The 16,890-nt window shown below is 67.9% G+C and carries 15 protein-coding genes; 6 read left to right on the top strand and 9 right to left on the bottom strand.

What is annotated here, in order from left to right:
- Positions 1-2 precede the first annotated feature (2 nt).
- Positions 3-1,589, bottom strand: a complete 1,587-nt coding sequence (locus QRT08_RS05900; protein WP_286044989.1) for an ABC transporter substrate-binding protein — start codon at positions 1,587-1,589, stop codon at positions 3-5.
- A 134-nt stretch (positions 1,590-1,723) separates the two neighbouring features.
- Entirely contained in the window at positions 1,724-2,653 is a 930-nt protein-coding gene (locus QRT08_RS05895; protein WP_286044988.1) for a DMT family transporter, read from the bottom strand.
- A gap of 80 nt (positions 2,654-2,733) precedes the next feature.
- On the opposite strand from QRT08_RS05895, the gene QRT08_RS05890 reads away from it, so the two are divergent.
- Positions 2,734-3,360 carry a reverse transcriptase-like protein gene (locus tag QRT08_RS05890; RefSeq protein WP_286044987.1) on the top strand — a complete coding sequence of 209 codons (627 nt, stop codon included), beginning with the start codon at positions 2,734-2,736 and terminating at the stop codon, positions 3,358-3,360.
- Here QRT08_RS05890 and QRT08_RS05885 read toward each other — a convergent pair.
- A complete protein-coding gene (locus QRT08_RS05885) occupies positions 3,357-4,427 on the bottom strand; it encodes a M24 family metallopeptidase (protein WP_286044986.1) in 1,071 nt (356 codons plus the stop codon). The genes QRT08_RS05890 and QRT08_RS05885 overlap by 4 nt on opposite strands.
- A 174-nt stretch (positions 4,428-4,601) precedes the next feature.
- Between QRT08_RS05885 and QRT08_RS05880 the strand changes: the two genes are divergently transcribed.
- A complete protein-coding gene (locus QRT08_RS05880; protein ID WP_286044985.1) occupies positions 4,602-5,459 on the top strand; it encodes a COX15/CtaA family protein in 858 nt (285 codons plus the stop codon).
- Positions 5,460-5,668: 209 nt separating this feature from the next.
- On the opposite strand, the gene QRT08_RS05875 is transcribed toward QRT08_RS05880, so the two are convergent.
- The gene (locus QRT08_RS05875) at positions 5,669-7,114 is read right to left on the bottom strand and encodes a replication factor C large subunit (RefSeq protein WP_286044984.1); all 1,446 of its coding nucleotides are present in this window, start codon (positions 7,112-7,114) and stop codon (positions 5,669-5,671) included.
- A 153-nt stretch (positions 7,115-7,267) separates the two neighbouring features.
- Between QRT08_RS05875 and QRT08_RS05870 the strand changes: the two genes are divergently transcribed.
- Both QRT08_RS05870 and QRT08_RS05865 read left to right on the top strand, forming a co-directional pair.
- Complete coding sequence (locus QRT08_RS05870; protein ID WP_286044983.1) at positions 7,268-7,816, top strand: hypothetical protein; 549 nt, start codon at positions 7,268-7,270, stop codon at positions 7,814-7,816.
- 48 nt (positions 7,817-7,864) lie between these two features.
- Entirely contained in the window at positions 7,865-9,118 is a 1,254-nt protein-coding gene (locus QRT08_RS05865) for a hypothetical protein (RefSeq protein ID WP_286044982.1), read from the top strand.
- Positions 9,119-9,166: 48 nt separating this feature from the next.
- Here the strand turns inward: QRT08_RS05865 and QRT08_RS05860 are convergent, their stop codons facing one another.
- The 4 genes from QRT08_RS05860 to QRT08_RS05845 form a co-directional block, all read right to left on the bottom strand.
- Complete coding sequence (locus QRT08_RS05860; protein WP_286044981.1) at positions 9,167-9,619, bottom strand: pyridoxamine 5'-phosphate oxidase family protein; 453 nt, start codon at positions 9,617-9,619, stop codon at positions 9,167-9,169.
- Positions 9,620-9,684: 65 nt separating this feature from the next.
- Positions 9,685-10,869: a metal-dependent hydrolase family protein gene (locus QRT08_RS05855; protein WP_286044980.1), complete on the bottom strand. Its 1,185-nt coding sequence runs from the start codon at positions 10,867-10,869 to the stop codon at positions 9,685-9,687.
- Between the two features lie 85 nt (positions 10,870-10,954).
- Positions 10,955-11,443 carry a GNAT family N-acetyltransferase gene (locus tag QRT08_RS05850; protein WP_286044979.1) on the bottom strand — a complete coding sequence of 163 codons (489 nt, stop codon included), beginning with the start codon at positions 11,441-11,443 and terminating at the stop codon, positions 10,955-10,957.
- 147 nt (positions 11,444-11,590) lie between these two features.
- Entirely contained in the window at positions 11,591-12,235 is a 645-nt protein-coding gene (locus QRT08_RS05845; RefSeq protein ID WP_286044978.1) for a metal-dependent hydrolase, read from the bottom strand.
- A gap of 153 nt (positions 12,236-12,388) precedes the next feature.
- On the opposite strand from QRT08_RS05845, the gene QRT08_RS05840 reads away from it, so the two are divergent.
- Positions 12,389-13,102 carry a helix-turn-helix domain-containing protein gene (locus QRT08_RS05840; protein WP_286044977.1) on the top strand — a complete coding sequence of 238 codons (714 nt, stop codon included), beginning with the start codon at positions 12,389-12,391 and terminating at the stop codon, positions 13,100-13,102.
- Here the strand turns inward: QRT08_RS05840 and QRT08_RS05835 are convergent.
- Positions 13,095-13,988, bottom strand: a complete 894-nt coding sequence (locus tag QRT08_RS05835) for an AAC(3) family N-acetyltransferase (RefSeq protein ID WP_286044976.1) — start codon at positions 13,986-13,988, stop codon at positions 13,095-13,097. The two genes, QRT08_RS05840 and QRT08_RS05835, sit on opposite strands and share 8 nt — an antisense overlap.
- A gap of 143 nt (positions 13,989-14,131) precedes the next feature.
- On the opposite strand from QRT08_RS05835, the gene QRT08_RS05830 reads away from it, so the two are divergent.
- Positions 14,132-16,813 (top strand): M14 family zinc carboxypeptidase, encoded by a 2,682-nt coding sequence (locus QRT08_RS05830; protein WP_286044975.1) that lies wholly within the window; start codon positions 14,132-14,134, stop codon positions 16,811-16,813.
- Positions 16,814-16,890 lie beyond the last annotated feature (77 nt).

Raw genomic sequence — 16,890 nt, 5'->3', positions numbered from 1 at the left:
AATCAGGCGCTCGAGATGTCCTTCGCGAGGATGTCCTCGTCGCTCCGGGCCGTCCAGTCGAGGGACTCGTTGACGCCGTAGATGCTGTACTGGTTGTGGAGGAACACCCACGGCGCGAGTTCGTTGAGCAGGGCGTTGACCTCCTGGAGCTGCCCCTCGCGGGCGTCCTCGTCCATCTCGGCCTCGCTCTGCTCGATCAGCCCCTCGACCTCGTCGTTCTGGAAGTGATAGCTCGCCTGACCGGGCATGAACCACGGCACGAGCGTGTAGTTGGCGTCGAAGGTGGGATTGCCCCAGCCGATCAGGTAAAAGCCCGGCGAGGTCGACATCTCGCCGTCGAGGATCTCGCTGACCAGATCACCGAAATCCCGGATCTCGAGGTCACACGAGACGTTTTCGAGGCCGTCGATCTGGCTCGCGGCGGCGCGGCCGATCTCCTCGTCGCCGAGGTATCGACCCGTCGGGGTGTGGAGGGTGATCTCCTCGCCGGCGTAGCCGCTCTGCTCGATCAGCTGTTGGGCCTGCTCGGGGTCGTGCGGGTACGCTTCGACGTTAGGGTCGTGCCCGAAGTGACCCGCGAGCGTGGGCTGACTCGTCGGTTCGCCGAACCCCTCGAGCAGTTCGTCGATGATCCCCTCGACGTCGACCGCGTAGTTCATCGCCTGGCGGAACTCCTGGCTGTCGAACGGGGCGCGGTCGTTGGTCATCACGAGGAAGATCACCCGTGTGCTGGCGATCGACTCGAAGTACATCCCGTCCTCGTCCTCGATCCTGGGCGTCTCGCTCGGCGGGACGTCCGTGATCAGGTCGGTTTCGCCGGCCAGCAGGGCGTTGACCCGCGTGCTCGACTCGGGTGCGCCCTCGAACGTGACCTCGACGACGTCGCCGGTGTTGTCGGCGTCCCAGTAGTCGTCGAACGCCGTGAACGTCGCTCTGACGTCCTCCTCGAACTCCTCTAGCTGGTAGGGCCCCGTCCCGTTGGCCTCGCGGATCGTCTCGCCCTCGCGTTCCTCCATCCACGACTGCTGGACGATCCGCCCGAACGAGGCGAAGTTCGCGAGCATCGCGGGACTCGGTCCGTCGGCGAAGACGTCGACGGTGCCCTCCTCCCCGGCCTCCGCGCTCTCGACTCCCGAGAGGCCGTCCTGCTGGGGGCTGACGATGCCGACCTCGTCGTCGACCGTCCGGTTGATGCTGTAGGCGACGTCCTCGGCGGTCAGGTCGTCGCCGCTGTGGAACGAGACGCCCTCGCGGAGTTGGAACCGGACCTGGTCGTCGGCGACCTGCTCGTAGTCGCTCGCGAGGTACTCGACGATCTCGCCCTCTGCGTCCCGGTACAGGAGCGGCTCGTAGGCCTGATCGAGGACGTTGTACGTCGGCGTGTCGTTGTGGTCCTGCGGGTCGACCGTGGTCGCGAAGGTCCCCTGCGTGACCGTTATCTCGAGGTCCCCGTCACCGTCGCCGCCGAGCGGGTCGCCGCCGTCGTCGTCGCCCCCGACACAGCCCGCAAGCCCGGTGGTCGCGACCGCCGCGGACGCACCGGCGAACTTCAGAAACCCCCGCCTATCTATCGCGGTATCGCGTGGCATACAGCAGTCATTGTGTATGGATTATATATACCCTGCGATACGAGTATGCACTATCCGACGGGATATATCTTTGAGACACAGATCGGGGGAAAGAAATCGCCCGATCGGGAACTTTCGGTCCGGCAGCCGGCGGCTCACAGGCGCTCGGTTATCGCGGCGCGTAACACGGGGAGTTCGGCGGCGAGCTGTCGGCGCTTGATCAGACAGAAGCCGACGAAGATGACGAGGAACCCGGCGACCGTCGCGGGATCGATCGTCTCCGCCAGCAGGAGCCAGCCGGCGATCGCCGCGACCACGGGCACCACGTAGGAGACGAGGTTGATCTCGATCGGCCCGACCCGTTCGAGCAGGTCGAAATACAGGAGGAAGCCGACCGCGCTCGACACCACCGCGAGGTAGGCGAGCGCGACGACCGCCTCGGGGGTCCACTCGATCGCCGCGAGCGACTCGCCCGGCATCGCAACGGAGAGGGCGTGCATCACCAGCGCGCCGAGCGCCATCGACCACCCCTCCAGGGTCTCGATCGGGAGTTCGGCCTCGCTGCGCCTGAGCAGCACGCTCCCGAGCGCGAAGGCGGTCGCCGCGGCGAGGATCAGGCCCGTGGCGATCACGTCGGCCGAGAGGACGTTCCCGGGGTCGGGCCGCGAGAGGACCACGACGCCCACGAGGCCGAGGCCCATCCCGAGGAGGCCGGCGGGTGCCAGCCGTTCGCTCGGAAGCCAGATCCGAGCGAAGGCGGCCGTGAGCACCGGCGAGAGGCTGACGACCACGGCCGCCATCGCGCTGGTCACGCTCTGCTGGCCGACGAACAACAGCGCGTGATAGGCCGCGATGAGCAACACGCCGCCGATGACGACGAGGGACCACTCCCCGCGCGTTCGGGGGACCGGACGGTCGGTGACGTAGATCGCGTAGGCGAGCATGAACGCCGCCGCGACGTCGTAGCGAAGCGCCGCGAACAGCACGGGCGGGAAGTACTCGAGGCCTGCCCTGATGGCGACGAAGGCCGTCCCCCAGACGGTCGCCAGCAGGAGAAACAGGGCGGGGGTTCGATACCTGCTCACGTCGGAACTGTCGCGGCGACCGACTTCAAGCCCTCGGGTCCGGGCCACGCTTATATAGGATCGCCGTCATACCTCCTCCCATGGCCGCCTATGGCCGCCGGTCCCTCCGCGATCGCTTCGACAGCGCCCCGACCCCCCACGTCGCCCACCCGCCACGAACCCATCACCGCGACTTCTACGTCGCGACCGACGGGTCCTATCACCTCCACGACCATCGGGCGGGAATGGGCGTCGTCATCGAGACGCGGGACGGGGAACGGGTCGCGCGCTTCGCCCTTCCCACCACCGCAACCGACAACAACGTCGCCGAGTACCAGGCGCTCCACTTCGGGCTCGACGTGCTCGCCGCGCGCGCCCCCCGTACCGCCCGCGTCGGCGTCCTCACGGATCACGACTCGCTTGCGACCAACGTCAACGCCACGGCACTCGCCACGCGCGACGGCTGGCATCCCGGCGAGATCCGAATCCCGCCCGCGGGGCAGAACCACTGGCGGGGCATCCGCGCACGCATCGCCGGGTTCGCCGAGCTGCGTGCGGCGGTGATCGACGGGGCCGACAACCCCGCCCACCCGCTCGCCAACTCGCCGGAGGAGTACGCCCACGTCAACCGCGAACCCGACCGGTGTCTCCGACCCGAGACGCCCCCCGTGAGGAGCGGCCCGGGCGTCCCGCCGCCCTCGCGCGCCGACCGCCACGCGGGCGACTAGTCGAGTTCCAGAATCGCCGGGCGTTCGAGTTCAAGCCCCGCCGCGGAGACCGTGCGGGTCGGCCACTCGCCGGTGGTCGTCAGGACCTCCGGCTCGTCCTCGGTTACGAGCACCGTATCCTCGCTTTTCGCGCCCTGCACGGTGGGGTTCCACGCGTACGCCATCGGCAGCGTCACCTCCCCGTCGTGCCACGGGGTCGCGATCCATTCTCTCCCCTGGTACCCTGCCGCGCCGCCCTGGTGGTGGCGTTGCCACTCGCGGGGATAGCTCACGTCGCGGTAGGCCTCCTGGATCGACGCGAAGACGTCTCGGGCCTCGCCGCCGGCCTGCCCCACCCTCCTGGTGGCCGAAAGCGCCGCCGTCTCCACCTTCGTCGCGGCCTCGTGGCGCGACTCGAGCCAATCGGGTGCGTCGAACGCCACGGTCCGGGTACAGCTGGCGTACAGCCCGTTCCGGCGAGCAGTCACGGAGACGAGCGCGTACCTGCCGAGCTTCGTCGTCGTCGGCGTGTAGTGGCGGTACTCGCGGGCGCGTTTCGCGCCGCCGACGAGCGCCACCGGCGAGTCGATCCCCCGATTCGCGAGTCCACCTCGGAGGTCGGCGGCGACCTCGCGTTCGGTGCTCGTCGGTTCGAGGTCCCGACAGACCTCTTCGAGGACCTCGGCGGTGTCGCGCCCTAGATCGCGGTAGCGCTCGATATCGCCCTCGGTGAGGGGGTAGCGAAGCGCGCTGATGTCGACGTGTCGGAGGCCGGGGGCCCGGAAGTCCGCGGCCGCCGTATCCTCGGTGTATGAGGCGACGGCGTCGGCGAGCGAACCGGCGTACCAGTCGTAGGTGAGCACGCGTTCGCCGGAGAGTTCCTCTTCGGCGAGTCGGGCGGCCTCGATGTTGTCGGTGATCACGACCACGTCGTGGCCGTCGTAGCCCGCGGCGGCGACGCCGACCTCCCCCGCGCGGTCGACGACGTTGTTCCCGCCGGTGAGCCACGCGAAGTTCTCGGGGCGCGCGAGCCAGACGGAGTCGAGATCGTATCGCATCCGGTAGGCGTCCAGTCGAGTGCGTTTCATATCCGGGACTCTCCCGGGAGGACCAAAACTGCCGGGGGCCGACCCCGGTTGGACAGAGCTATACCCTCACCTGTACGTCAGCGAGCGGGTTCGTCCAACCGCCGTGACGAACACGCCCACACGGGGACAGCCGAGGGTATATGTGCGGCGGGTCCCGAGGTCCGGACGATAGCCATGACGCGAGTCACGACGCGGAGGTTGACGAACCGCTCTCGGTTGCGCTCGCTGCTGGTGGCGACGACGGGGCTCACCTACGTCCTGTTGCTGATCGGGATCTACACGGCCGCCGCGGGCGCCGGCCTGACCTGTGCGGGGCGGTGGCCGCTGTGTGACGGCGCGGTGTTCGGGCTGTTCCCCGCGAACTGGCCGAGTTTCATCGAGTGGTTCCACCGGTTGGTCGCGATGATCGCGGGCTTCGTCGTGATCGGCGCGACCTACGGGGCCTGGCGCTGGCAGGACGACCGGCGGATCCGACTGGCGATGACGGTCGCGCTCGCGCTCTACCCGCTGCAGGCGCTTCTGGGCGCCGGGACGGTGCTCGACTACTCGCTGTTCTACCTCACCGCGCACTTCCTCACCGCGCTGACAATCTTCGGGTCGCTCGTGCTGGCGACGCTGTGGTATCTGTCCGACCTCGCGAGCGTCGGACGGGTCCGCTACGCGCTGTTCGCCGCAGTCGGGCTGTTCCCGGTCCTCGTCGCGCTCTCGCCCGGCACGCTGATCGCCCACACCGCGGCCGTGCAGGCGATCTACTACGCGGTCGGCCTCGCGCTGTTCGCGACCCTGCTCGCGGCGGCCGTCTGGTCGGGCCTCCTCGAACCGAGCGCCCCCCGTCTCTCGCGGGTGCGCCTGCTCGCGGCCGTCGGCGCGGTGGTCCTCGCCGCCCAACTGTTGTTGGGCCGCTACGTCTACACGGACCTGATCCAACTGCTCGACGCGACGGCGATGACCGTCGCGTTCCTGATCGCCGTCGCCGCGGCGTGGCTCACCTCTCGGATCGGACCCGCGACGACGGGCCCGCAGGCTCAGTAGTAGTACAGCTCGAAGCCGTTCTCGCAGCTCGAACAGCTGTCGGAGGTTCCCTTTAGGCGATCGTTCGGCGCCGCGGTCGGGCCGATAGCGGTAGCCGCAGTCACGGAACCGCAGTGGGGGCAGGTGACGTGGAGGACTTCGGAGACCATGGGGCTACACTATACAACACGATTACATATAACTACGACGGTCCTAACCGCCCCGTAGGATCACATGAAGTCGCCCAGACCCGACTGGGAGTCGTCGGCGTCCGACCCCTCGTCGTCGCGTTCGTCCGTGTGCTCGTCGCCATCGCCCCCTGCGGGGTCGTCGGTATCGGCGTCCTCCTCGGCGCTCGACCGGCGTGCGCCCTCGAACGCGCCACCCGAACCCTCGACCGCGGTTTCCTCGCGAAGGCGCTCGGCGTCCGCGACGATGTCCCGGACCTTGTTGGTGTCCTTCCCGCTACCGGTGATAAACGAGACGTGTTCGGCGTCCAGTTCGTAGCGCGCGGTCATCGCGACGGTGAGTTCTCGGTTCTTGCAGTGGTGGGTCATCGCCGCGAGGTAGGGCAGGACCTCCCGCCGGGCGCTCGACATGCTCGTCCCGCTCGACTCGGCGATCCGCCGGGCGACGTAGTCCCGTCGGTCGCGCGCCGCGCGCGACCTCCCGAGTTTCCGCCAGTAACTCGGCGGGCCGTAGCGGGTCCACCCCCCCTTCGGCTCGCGGCGGGCGGCGGCGACGCCGGCGGTCATGTTGTCGCTCGCGTAGCGCCAGTACGAGTAGTTCTGCGTCGCGCGAACGCGCCCGAGCCAGCGATCCGCCCGCGCGAGGGCGGTGTAGGCGTCGGCGAGTTCCGCCCCCTCGAAGTCCTTGGGGACGTTGTCCTCGATCCAGTTGATGAGGTCGTCGGGGGTCTCGTCGACGTCGTAGGAGGCGTACAGCGCCTCTTGAGCGCCCTTCTCCTTGATCACCTCGTCGAGGAAGTCGAAGATCCCCTTGGTGCGGTCGCGTTCGCCCGTGACGACCGCCTCGGCGGTCAGGCGGTCCTCCTTCTCGGCGATCGCCTGCAGGTCGTTGACCGCCGACCGGAGGTCCCCGCTCGTGCTCTCGGCGATCGCCTCCAGCGCGCTCTCCTCGAACTCGATGCCCTCCTGTCGGCAGATGTCCCGGAGGACGGGCACGATCGAGCGCTTCGAGACGTCCCGGAACTCGATGGTCTCGCAGGAGTTCCTGAGGCTCTGGGACATGTCGTAGAACTCGTTGGCGATCAACACGACCGGCTGGTTCGCGGACTTGATCACGTCGGTCACGGCCCGCGAGCCGCCGTAGTCGACGTTGCCGTGGAAGTTGTCGGCCTCGTCGAGGATCACGAGCCGACGGCCCGCCGATCCCCCAGTGAGGGTCCCGCTTCGAGCCGCCTCGCCCGCGATTCGCTCGACGATGTCGGCCTTTCGCTGGTCCGAGGCGTTGAGTTCGATCGTCGGCCAGCCCATGTCGTTCGCGAGCGCGTGGGCCGCGGAGGTCTTGCCGACGCCGGGACTCCCGTGGAGGATGACGGCCTTTCGGTGGTCCTCCCACGTGGTCGCCCACTCGCGCAGCGCGTCGCGGGCCTTGTCGTTGCCCCGCACCTCCGACAGCGTCGTCGGGCGGTGCGTCTCGGTCCAATCGGCCATTGCCGAAGGAAAGCACGAGGCGCGTTTAGTGGTTGCGGAGCGTCACTCCTCGAACTCGTCGACCCCACGAGACGAGCGGGAGCGAGCCGTTACCGACGCCGGTTACTACTCAGTTATCTTATATTTATGCCCTCTTCCAGCGCTCTACTCGATATGTGGTTCCCCGCACACGTCGCGATCGGCTACGTCATCGGCCGAAAGACGGCGCTCGACACGCGGTGGTGCGTTCTCGGGTCGATCGTCCCCGACCTCGTCGACAAGACGCTCGGATCCCTCGGCGTGTTTCCCGCCTATCAGACGGTCTCACACTCGCTGCTCGGCCTGAGCGTCGTGGCCGCCCTCCTTTTCGGTCGCTACGGCCCCCCGACCGTCGGGGTGGCCGTCGGCTGGACGGCCCACCTCGCGGCGGACGTCCTCCAACTGTTCGTGAACGGCCGGGGCGACCACGCCGTCGCCATGCTGGGGTGGCCCGTCCTCCACTGGGAGAACCCGATGGTCGTCGATCCCTCGGCGGCCTACGCCGAGGGACTGTTCGCCTCGATCCCGTTCGTACAGGAGGGCTACGTCCGCTACTACCTCGCGCTGCCGGCGTTCTATCTCGAACTCGTGATACTCGCGTACGCCGTGTGGCTCCTCGCGTTCGATCCCGCTGTGACGCCGGCCCTCGACGGGCGCGGGACAAACGGCGAGGGGGCCCGCTGAACGATTCCGGCAGAACGCCTTTATGCCCCGTCCGGATAGCCGAAGGCGATGGTAACCGTCCTTCCGATAGTATTCGCTCTGATCGTTCTCGCGGTCGCCGCGGAGGTCGTCTCCCGGCGCGCGCTCGAACGCTACGGCGAAGGGTTGGGTAGCATGCCGACCGTCGTCCTCGAGGAGTTTCCGGGGATCAGTTCCGCGTTGCTGGAGAAGTACACCAGTTTCGACCCCGAACTCGGGTGGGTCCCCCAGCCGAACATGAGGAAACAGAAGGACACCGGCGACCACCTCCCCGGCGAGGAGGTCGAGAGCGTCGTCACCTACTCGACCGACGAGTACGGCAGCCGGGCCTGTCCCGCCGCCGAACGTGGGTCGGGACGCGGCGCGGTCTCGACCTACGGCGACTCGTACTGTTTCTGCCGGGAGGTCGACGACGAGGACACGTTCCAGAACCACCTCGCCAGGAAGATCGACTCCCACGTCGGCAACTACGGCGGCGGGAACTACGGCCTCGATCAGGCGCTCCTGCGGATGAAACGCCAGTACCCCGAGGACCCCACCGACCACGTCTGCATGGTCGTCACCGCCTCCTCGATCGCCCGAATCCTCTCGGTCTGGAAGCACTACCAGGAGTTCGGGAACGTCCTCGCCGTGAAGCCGCGATACGAACTCCGGGACGGCGAACTCGAACTCGTCGAGAGCCCGGTCGACGAGAAAGAGGGGTTGCTCGACCTCGAATCCCGCGCGCCCTTCCTGCGGACGCACGACGACCACTACGAGAACTGGTTCAAACCCCATCTGGCGAGCTTTCCCTACGCGACGGACTTCCTCGACGACCCCGACCAGGTCAAGTACGCGCTCTACGGCGCGGGGATGGACCTCGAAAGCGAGTACGGGATCTCGATTCCGGGGATCGACTTCGGGGCGCGACAGGCGGCGACGACCCTCCGACTTGAACGGTCGCGCGTGCGCTATCACGAGCGGCTGTTCGAGGAGAAAGCCGACCTCTTCGACGCGCTGATCGGCGAGTTCGTCGACTACGCGAACGAACACGACTTCACCCCGGTGTTCGTGATGGTCCAGCAACTTCGATACGCGACCCACGAGGCCGAACACGGCCCGATCTACGGCGACCTCATGGAGCGCCTCGACGGGCACTACCCCGACCTGGAGACGATCGACATGGCCGAGCACCTCTCGGGCGACCCCGAGTCGCTGTACGTCCAGCGCGGCGAGGGCGGCCACTACAGCCCCGAGACCAACGAGCGGATCGCCGAGGTGCTCGAAGAGCGCCTGATCGACTGAGCGGGCACCGAAACCGCGCTTCGACTGCCGTTTTGACGACCGCGGCGGTCAGCCCTCGTTCTTCTGGCCAGTCATCTCCTCGATCTCCAGTACCCACCCCTGGATGTCCCGCATGGGTTCGGCCTCCGAGAAGAGGCTCGGATACCACGCGTTGTCGTCGATCGAGTCCCTGACCGTCTCCCACTCGTCGTCGGCCACCTCCCGGATCCGCCCGTGTACGATCACGCTCCGCCAGGCGTGTTTCGACTCCACGTCGTAGATCGTGAAACTCGCCCGGTCGGTCGCCGCGGCGAACGCCTCCTTCCTGCTCTCCTCGCCGACCCGGAGGAAGACGAAGTAGAGCCGGTCCGTCCCGTCGTAGCCGAAGGACACCGGAACGCCGTAGGCCTCGCCGTCGCGCGCGAGCGACAACACCCCGATCCCCCGATCGTGAAGAAACGCCCCGACCTCCGCCTCGTCCATCCCCGTTCCAGTGATCTCGCCGAACGATTCAGTGGTCATCTCTCGAGGTTCGTCGGCGAACGGGATAAACACGCACGCTCGGTTTCAGACCGCTCGGTGGCCGATCAACGACCGCTTCGGCCGTCCGGGAGTCCTCCCGCGACGACCTCCCCGCCCTTGAGCACGGCCGTCGGCTCTCGAAGCAGCGAGACGTCTTCGAGGGGGTCGCCCTCGATCACCAGCAGGTCGGCGAACCGACCGGGTTCGAGGACGCCCACGTCGAGGCCGACCACGTCGGCGGCGGTCGCGGTCATCGCCTCGATGGCCTCCTCCGGGGCCATTCCGTGTTCGACCATGAAGGAGATTTCCGTACTATTCGTCCCGTGGTAGTTGAAGGGCGTGCCCGCGTCGGTGCCGCCGGCGATCTCCACGCCGGCCTCGTGGGCCCGCTTGAACGACTCGATGTGGCGCTCGTAGACGTCGCCGGTCTTCTGCGTGCTCTCGGCGGTGGCCTGCTCGGCGTTGCGCGCGATCCGATAGGGCGCAGACAGCGTCGGAACGAGCGTCACGTCGTTCGTGACCAACAGGTCGATCGCCTCCGCGTCCATGAAGGTGCCGTGTTCGACCGTGTCGACGCCCGCCGCCGCCGCGGCCTTGATCCCCTCGGCGCCGTGGGCGTGGGTCGCCGCGTGGACCCCTCGCCGGTGGGCCTCGTCGACGATCGCCTCGAGTTCCTCGTGTGTGAACGCGAGCGTCTCGGGGTCGGTGCCCGGGGTCGTCACCCCGCCGGTCGCCATGAACTTGATGAAGCCCGCCCCCTTCTTGACCTGCTCGCGGACCGCGCGGCGACACTCGGTGGGGCCGTCGACCTCGCGCCCGAGGTGGTGGCCGTGGCCCCCGGTGATCGTGATCGACCGGCAGTTCGCGAGCGTCCGCGGGCCCGGAATCTCCCCCCGATCGATCGCGCGTTTCACCACGACGTCTAGATCGCGCGCGCCCATCGCGCGGACGCTCGTCACGCCCGCCTCGAGGGTCGTCCGGGCGTTCTTCACCTCCGTCAGCGTGAGTTCCGCGTCGCTTCGCCCGACGACGTCCTCGATCGTCGCCTGTCCCGACAGCGAGAAGTGGACGTGGGCGTCGACCAGCCCCGGTACCACCGTGTGGCCGGGGATCGAGATCGCCGGTTCGTCGCCCTGTCGGTCGGCGTCGCCGACCGCCTCGATACGCCCCGTCTCGGGGTCGAACCGGATCGCCGCGTCCGTCTCGACCGCGCCGCGCCCGTCGAACAGGCGCGCGTCCCGCAGAATCATTGTCGGGCGTTGTCGGTCGGGAGGCTTGAATGGCACGAACCGCGCCGATCGTCGTTCCGACGGATTCTATATCGCCGATAACGGTTTACGGGAGCGGCCGGGCGACCATCTCGCCCCACGGCTCGAAGTCGTGGCGGTCGTAGAACGCCCGCGCGCGGGCGTTCTCGGGGTCTACGTCGAGGACGAGTCGATCCAGGGGGAGGTCCTGCTCGCTCGCGAGCGCGCACGCCGCGTCCATCAGGTCGTCGGCGACGCCGGTTCCGCGGTGCTCGGGCGCGACGTAGAGTTCGTTCAGGACCGCCGCGTCCCAGATCATCGCCAACCGTTCGGGCAGGACGAAGGCGTAGCCGACGGGCGCGTCGTCGTCGGCGACCGTCACACACCGGGGGTCCGTGGCGACACACCGGCCCACCCAGTCGAGATACCGCTCGCGGTAGGCGGGGGTGAGTTTCGCCTCGTAGAGCGCCTCCTTCTCCTCGCCGCCCGTTCCGGCCCCGAGGCCCCGCTCGAAGGCCCGTTTGAGCGTCCAGAGGTCGTCCTCGTCAGCGCCGGGTTCGTACGGTCTGAGCTCCATGCGGGCGCTTCGAGGGGCCGGGGCTTCGCGCTGTCGTTGTACCGTCGGTCATACCGCCGTGAATCGCCAGGAGCCACGACGGGCGAGACTCGTGTCCGTGCCCGTCGACTCACACCACTGCCGGTCAGGCGTCCACGATCGACGGTATCAGTCCTCGCTCAGGTACTCGGCGGTCCGGGTGACGGTCGTCGTCCGGAGGTCATCGATGATGCGCCGGGTGACGACCGCACAGCTCGCGACCATCAGGACGAACTGCTCGCCGGTCAGGGCGACCGGGAACCGCCGCCTGCCGTCGGCGCGTACCGTGTCGAACCCGGTCCCGTAGTGGGTATCGGCGGTCGTCCCGAGTTCGACGACCTCGATGAAGTCGACGGCGAGTCCGTTGTCGTGCCAGAGCACGAGATTGCCCGAGATCATGTAGAACCGGTCGTACAGCGGCCAGAAGGCGTTGATACCGTCGCCGAACGAGTCGAGGACGATGTGTGCGAGCGTCATGGAGACGATGCTGACCCAGGCGACCTGGACGCCGTAGGCCCCCCACCGACGGAGGACGTAGGACTCCTCGCGGACGTAGACGTCCCAGACGAGCAGGCCGACGAGGAGGGCGGGGAACAACAGCGTGTGTAACGCCGCCCGGTGCGTCCCGGGGAGGACGAACCCGACGAACACGTCGAGATCGGGGACGCCCGAAACCCCCATCACGACGAGGATCGCCCGCGTGTCGAAGTGGTCCGCCAGAAGCACCGCGCCGATCAACCCCCCAAGGGCGATGTGTACCGTCACAGGTGGCATGGGACTGTATACCGTGTGACTCCATATGAGTCTGTGTGCTAGAAGAGATCACAGGAGCACTCCGTACCGACCGACCGACAGCTATGAGTGGACGCCTAGACGATCGTCGAACGAGATGTTCGTCACACCTGCGGGCCGATTCGGGGGGACGGGATGAGTTCGCGCTCGCCGCGGGCCGAACTCGCCGAGAAGGTCGCCGGCGAGATCACGCTCAGCGAGGATCCGGGAGCGACGCTCAGGAAGTGGCGCACCGACTTCACGGTCTCGCAGACCGAACTCGCCGAGGAGCTCTCGATCTCCTCGTCGGTGATCTCCGACTACGAGAGCGGCCGGCGGAAGAGTCCGGGTATCGCGGTCGTCCGGCGGATCGTCACCGCGCTGCTCGACATCGACGAACGCCGCGGCGGCGACCGGATCCGACAGTACGCCCGCGTGATCTCCGCGGGGTTCGAGAGCGACATCGTCCACGACCTGCGCGAGTACCCCGCGACCGTCCCCCTGGAGCGGTTCTACGACGCGATCGACGCGACCGAGGTGGTCTCGGGCACCTCGGATCGGATCAGCGGCCACACCGTGATCGACAGCATCGAGGCGATCACTCGTCTGTCGAGCGAGGAGTTCTACCGCCTCTACGGCCAGAGCACGAACCGCGCGCTGGTGTTCACCGGCGTCACCCGCGGGGAGTCCCCGCTGGTGGCGATGCGGGTGGTCAACCCGACGCCGAACGCGGTCGTCCTCCACGGGCTCTCGGAGGCGGACCTCTGGGAGCACGCGCCCGACCTCGCGCGGATCGACGGCTTCTCGCTCGCGGTCTGTACCACGGAGATCGAGACGACCCTCGATCGCCTGCGGACCCTCCCTACGTGACGAGGTAGTACGGGTCCGCGAGGATCTTCGGGGTGAGCACCTGCCGGATGTCGCGCGCGCGAAACGCGAACACCTGCAGGCCGTTCAGGTCGTAGCTGTCGAGGACGCCCGCGCGTTCGAGGTCGTCCTGGATCTTCGCCCTGTTCCACGTGACCTCCATCGTGTACTCGTGTGACCGGTGGGTGATCCGCTCCGCGGTCTCGTCCTCGCGGTAGAGCACGCCCTCGTACTCGACCGTCTCGATGTAGGGGACGTTCAGTCGGTTCTCGAGGTAGTGGATGTGCGAGGAGCGCAGCCAGTCGGTGCCGACGTTCAGGTACTGGACGTTCTCGCGGTCCAGTTTGGCGAAACAGCCGTCGGCCGCCCACGTATCGTCGTGGCGACAGCCGTCGAAGCGATACGGCCCCCGCACCAGTATCGAGTTAGTCGGGTCGTCGGTCCGGTACTCACAGTCCTCCAGAAACAGCCGCGAGAACGCCCCGAACCTCGGCAGCGAGTGGCGCTTGTGGTAGACCCCGCCGTCGACCGACCGGAACGCGGGCGTAAACCCCGGGTTGAGGACCGACTCGAAGCGCTCGTCGAGTCGCCCGAGCAGGAACTCGTAGGGATCGCGCTCGAACGCCCGGCTGATGTCGCGCAGGCCGACGTGGACGAAGACGGTGTCGGTCCGGTGGGAGTCGAGAACCCGGTCGAACGTCCCCTCCGAGACGGTGCCGACGTCGTACTCGCGGCGTTTTCGCTGGAGGGCCATCGAGGCCCGATTGCGCAGCGTCCGACCGCGGTGATACCCCTCGCTTGCGGTCCGGATCGCGGTATCGATACGTGCTTCCCCCCTCCGCTCGGTCATCGGTAGCTCCATGTTCCCCTCACCAGTAGTGTTGCTCATTCAACTATTCAATGTATCGTATATCACGATACGAATGTATTTCATCCGTCATATTTCCCCCTCCGCGTCCCAGACCGATGTAGCATAAAATATATAAATATATTCGAAATAAAATAAAGATTTAACCAGACGGTCCTTTGATGATGAAGGACTTCAAGATGGACCGCGCGACACACGAACGGGCGGCGAGCGAGCGGCTCTCCGACGTACCGATCTCCCGGCGGGGGTTCGTTCGGCTGTCGGCGGCGACGGCCGGCGCGCTCGCGCTCCCGGGGAGCGCCCACAGCGACCACACCTCGGAGAAGACCGGCGATCGCTACGAGTTCATCCGGAACCACACCCCCGAGGACTACGAGATCCCGACGCTGATACGGCTCAACGGGGAGGACGGGCTCTCGGCGGTCGACGACGGGCTCACGGCCTACCGCGAGACGCGCACGCCCGAACCCGCGGCCTACGGCCGCCTCGACGAGGGGGCGGTCTCGGCCGTCCTCGACGTCGAGGCCGTCTCGGAGCTCGTCCACTCGCCGGGCGCGAACCCGTTCTGGATGCTCGGGGACTACTCGGAGGGGGTGTTCCCCGATCCCGAGGAGAGCGTCGACTACGTTGGGTTCGAGGAGACGGAGGCCGGCCTCTCGCATCTCGCGGATGAACACCCCGAACGCCTCGCACTCTCCTCGATCGGCGAGAGCCCCGGCCACCGGGACCTCCTCGACGGCGAGGTCGATCCGAAGGACCTCTGGGTGGCCGAACTCACGAACGACGTCGGGAACCGGGAGACGTTCGCCGGGAAGGGGAAACTCGTCTCCACCCTCTCGATCCACGGCGACGAGCGCGTCGGCGTCGAGGCCGGAAACCGGTTCATCGAGCGCGTGCTCGGGGGGGAGGAACCGGATGTCGAGGCCGTCCTCGACGAGGTCGTCCTCGTGTTCCTGTACGCGAACCCTGACGGCTGGGTGGCCCGCGACCCGCGGTACTCGGGCGGGCTCGACGCCTTCGAGCGCGAGAGCGCGACGGGGGTCGATCCCAACCGCCAGTACCCGACGGCCGGGTGGATCGACCCGGTCCACTACCCCGCCGACCCCGACGGTGCGGACCTCATCAACGGTTCGGCGGGCGTCGACGGGGACGTCCCCGACCGCGTCGCCGAGCACGCGCCCGATTCGCTCGCGATCGCTCACCACGTGCGCGGCTACGAGAACGTCGAACTCTTCGCCGACCTTCACGGGATGCACTGGTCCGAGCAGTTCGTCGTCTCGCTGGTCGCGAACGGACAGTTCGATCACCGAGCACTCGCGGAGATGGACCGGCTCAACCGCGCGATCGGCGCGGGCATCGAGGAGGAGATCGGGTCGCTTGAGGAGAACATGGGGGCGATCTCGCTCGGGCCCGAGCGCTACGACCCCGTCCGCGAGGAGGGCGGGGACCTCCCCGACACGGAGGCGATGTTGCCCGGATCGCTCTACGACTTCGGGACGGTCTACGACGCCCTCGACTACGGCACCACGGGCGCGTTGCTGGGCTGGGCGGCCCACCCCGAGGAGGCGGGCGGCCTCGGCGCGAAGTCGATCGCCCTCGAGATGGCGTTTTCGAACACCATCACGCCGATGGAGGCGGAGTACATCCCCGAACTCGTGGCGACCCAGGCCGGCGCGTACGTCGGCGCGCTCCGGACGATGAGCCGCGAGGTTCCCGACCTCTCGGCGCCGGGGATCGCCGGCGAGCGCTCGACGGCGGTCGTCACGACCGACTCGCTGACCCGCTCGTCGGACACGCTCTCGTTCGTCGGCGCGGAGTCGGAGCGGACCCGCACCACCGTCGAGATCGACCCGAAGGGGACGGAAACGATCGCGCTCACGGTCTCGCCGCCGACCGACGAGGTCTCGATCCACGTCCGGCCCGACGGGACCGAACCGATCCGCGCGACGCTCTCGGACCCCGACGGGGCCGAGCGACGGTCGTTCAACGGCGCGGGCGGCGGATCGAAACGCGAGTCCGGATGGACGATCGCCGACCCCGCCGTCGGCCAGTGGCGCGTCACCGTCGAGAACCCCCGATCCGCGAGCACCGAGGTGGCCGTGCTGGTCGACGCGGTCGTCTCCGACGCGAGCGACGACGCGCCCGATCCGCGGGACGTGCTCGGCTACGAACAGCGCCTCTACGACTCGACGCCCCTCGCGTACTTCGAGAGCTACGCCGAGTTCGCGGAGGGCAGCGTCGAGTTCGTCTCGCCAACGGAGGTCGAAGAGGGGGTGCTCGTCGAGGACGACGAGGCGGTCTACGACAACGTCGTCCTGATCCACGACGCGATCGACGCTCCCGACGCGATCGACGAGTACGTCGAGACCGGCGGCACGCTCGTGCTGACCGACGCCGGGATCCGGGTGCTCTGTGACCTGCAGGCAGGTTCCACGGCGCTCATCGACTCCCGTGCCGTCTCGACCGACGAACACGAGTTCGCCGCGCTCGACGAGCACAGGGCCGGCGGTCACCCGCTACTGGCCGACACCCGCGAGATCGAACGCGAACTCTGGACGCTCGCGCCGAAGGGGTACGCCATCGGGGAGGAAGCGCCGGTCACGACGGTCGTCCCCGAGGTCTTCGAGGCCGCCGGGGGGTCGATCGCGGCCACGATCGACGGCGGGGTCGCCGTCGGTTCGCTCGGGAACGTCCACGTGATCGGAAGCCTGCTCCCCCCGAGCAGCCAGGCCCACCTGCACCCCTTCGGCCTGCTCGACCACAGCGTCTCGACGCTCGGCCACACGATCCTCTCGAACGCGCTCGGCTACGAGATCGCCCGGGGCGAGAACGAGCCCCTGTTCTGACGGTCCACTCGACGAACCGGTACGTTCGGCTCACACCGTTTTCCGCTCGCTCACTCCGTTCACTCGCGCAAAAATCT

Source organism: Halalkalicoccus sp. NIPERK01 (genome assembly GCF_030287405.1).
Taxonomy (GTDB): domain Archaea; phylum Halobacteriota; class Halobacteria; order Halobacteriales; family Halalkalicoccaceae; genus Halalkalicoccus.
This window is presented reverse-complemented; position numbering and strand designations above follow the sequence as displayed.

Coding starts and splice junctions, on each gene's coding strand:
- QRT08_RS05900 (WP_286044989.1), bottom strand. CDS start 1,589: ATGCCACGCGATACCGCGATAGATAGGCGGGGGTTTCTGAAGTTCGCC.
- QRT08_RS05830 (WP_286044975.1), top strand. CDS start 14,132: ATGAAGGACTTCAAGATGGACCGCGCGACACACGAACGGGCGGCGAGC.
- QRT08_RS05885 (WP_286044986.1), bottom strand. CDS start 4,427: ATGAAACGCACTCGACTGGACGCCTACCGGATGCGATACGATCTCGAC.
- QRT08_RS05855 (WP_286044980.1), bottom strand. CDS start 10,869: ATGATTCTGCGGGACGCGCGCCTGTTCGACGGGCGCGGCGCGGTCGAG.
- QRT08_RS05850 (WP_286044979.1), bottom strand. CDS start 11,443: ATGGAGCTCAGACCGTACGAACCCGGCGCTGACGAGGACGACCTCTGG.
- QRT08_RS05870 (WP_286044983.1), top strand. CDS start 7,268: ATGTGGTTCCCCGCACACGTCGCGATCGGCTACGTCATCGGCCGAAAG.
- QRT08_RS05880 (WP_286044985.1), top strand. CDS start 4,602: ATGACGCGAGTCACGACGCGGAGGTTGACGAACCGCTCTCGGTTGCGC.
- QRT08_RS05835 (WP_286044976.1), bottom strand. CDS start 13,988: ATGAGCAACACTACTGGTGAGGGGAACATGGAGCTACCGATGACCGAG.
- QRT08_RS05840 (WP_286044977.1), top strand. CDS start 12,389: ATGAGTTCGCGCTCGCCGCGGGCCGAACTCGCCGAGAAGGTCGCCGGC.
- QRT08_RS05865 (WP_286044982.1), top strand. CDS start 7,865: ATGGTAACCGTCCTTCCGATAGTATTCGCTCTGATCGTTCTCGCGGTC.
- QRT08_RS05875 (WP_286044984.1), bottom strand. CDS start 7,114: ATGGCCGATTGGACCGAGACGCACCGCCCGACGACGCTGTCGGAGGTG.
- QRT08_RS05890 (WP_286044987.1), top strand. CDS start 2,734: ATGGCCGCCTATGGCCGCCGGTCCCTCCGCGATCGCTTCGACAGCGCC.
- QRT08_RS05860 (WP_286044981.1), bottom strand. CDS start 9,619: ATGACCACTGAATCGTTCGGCGAGATCACTGGAACGGGGATGGACGAG.
- QRT08_RS05845 (WP_286044978.1), bottom strand. CDS start 12,235: ATGCCACCTGTGACGGTACACATCGCCCTTGGGGGGTTGATCGGCGCG.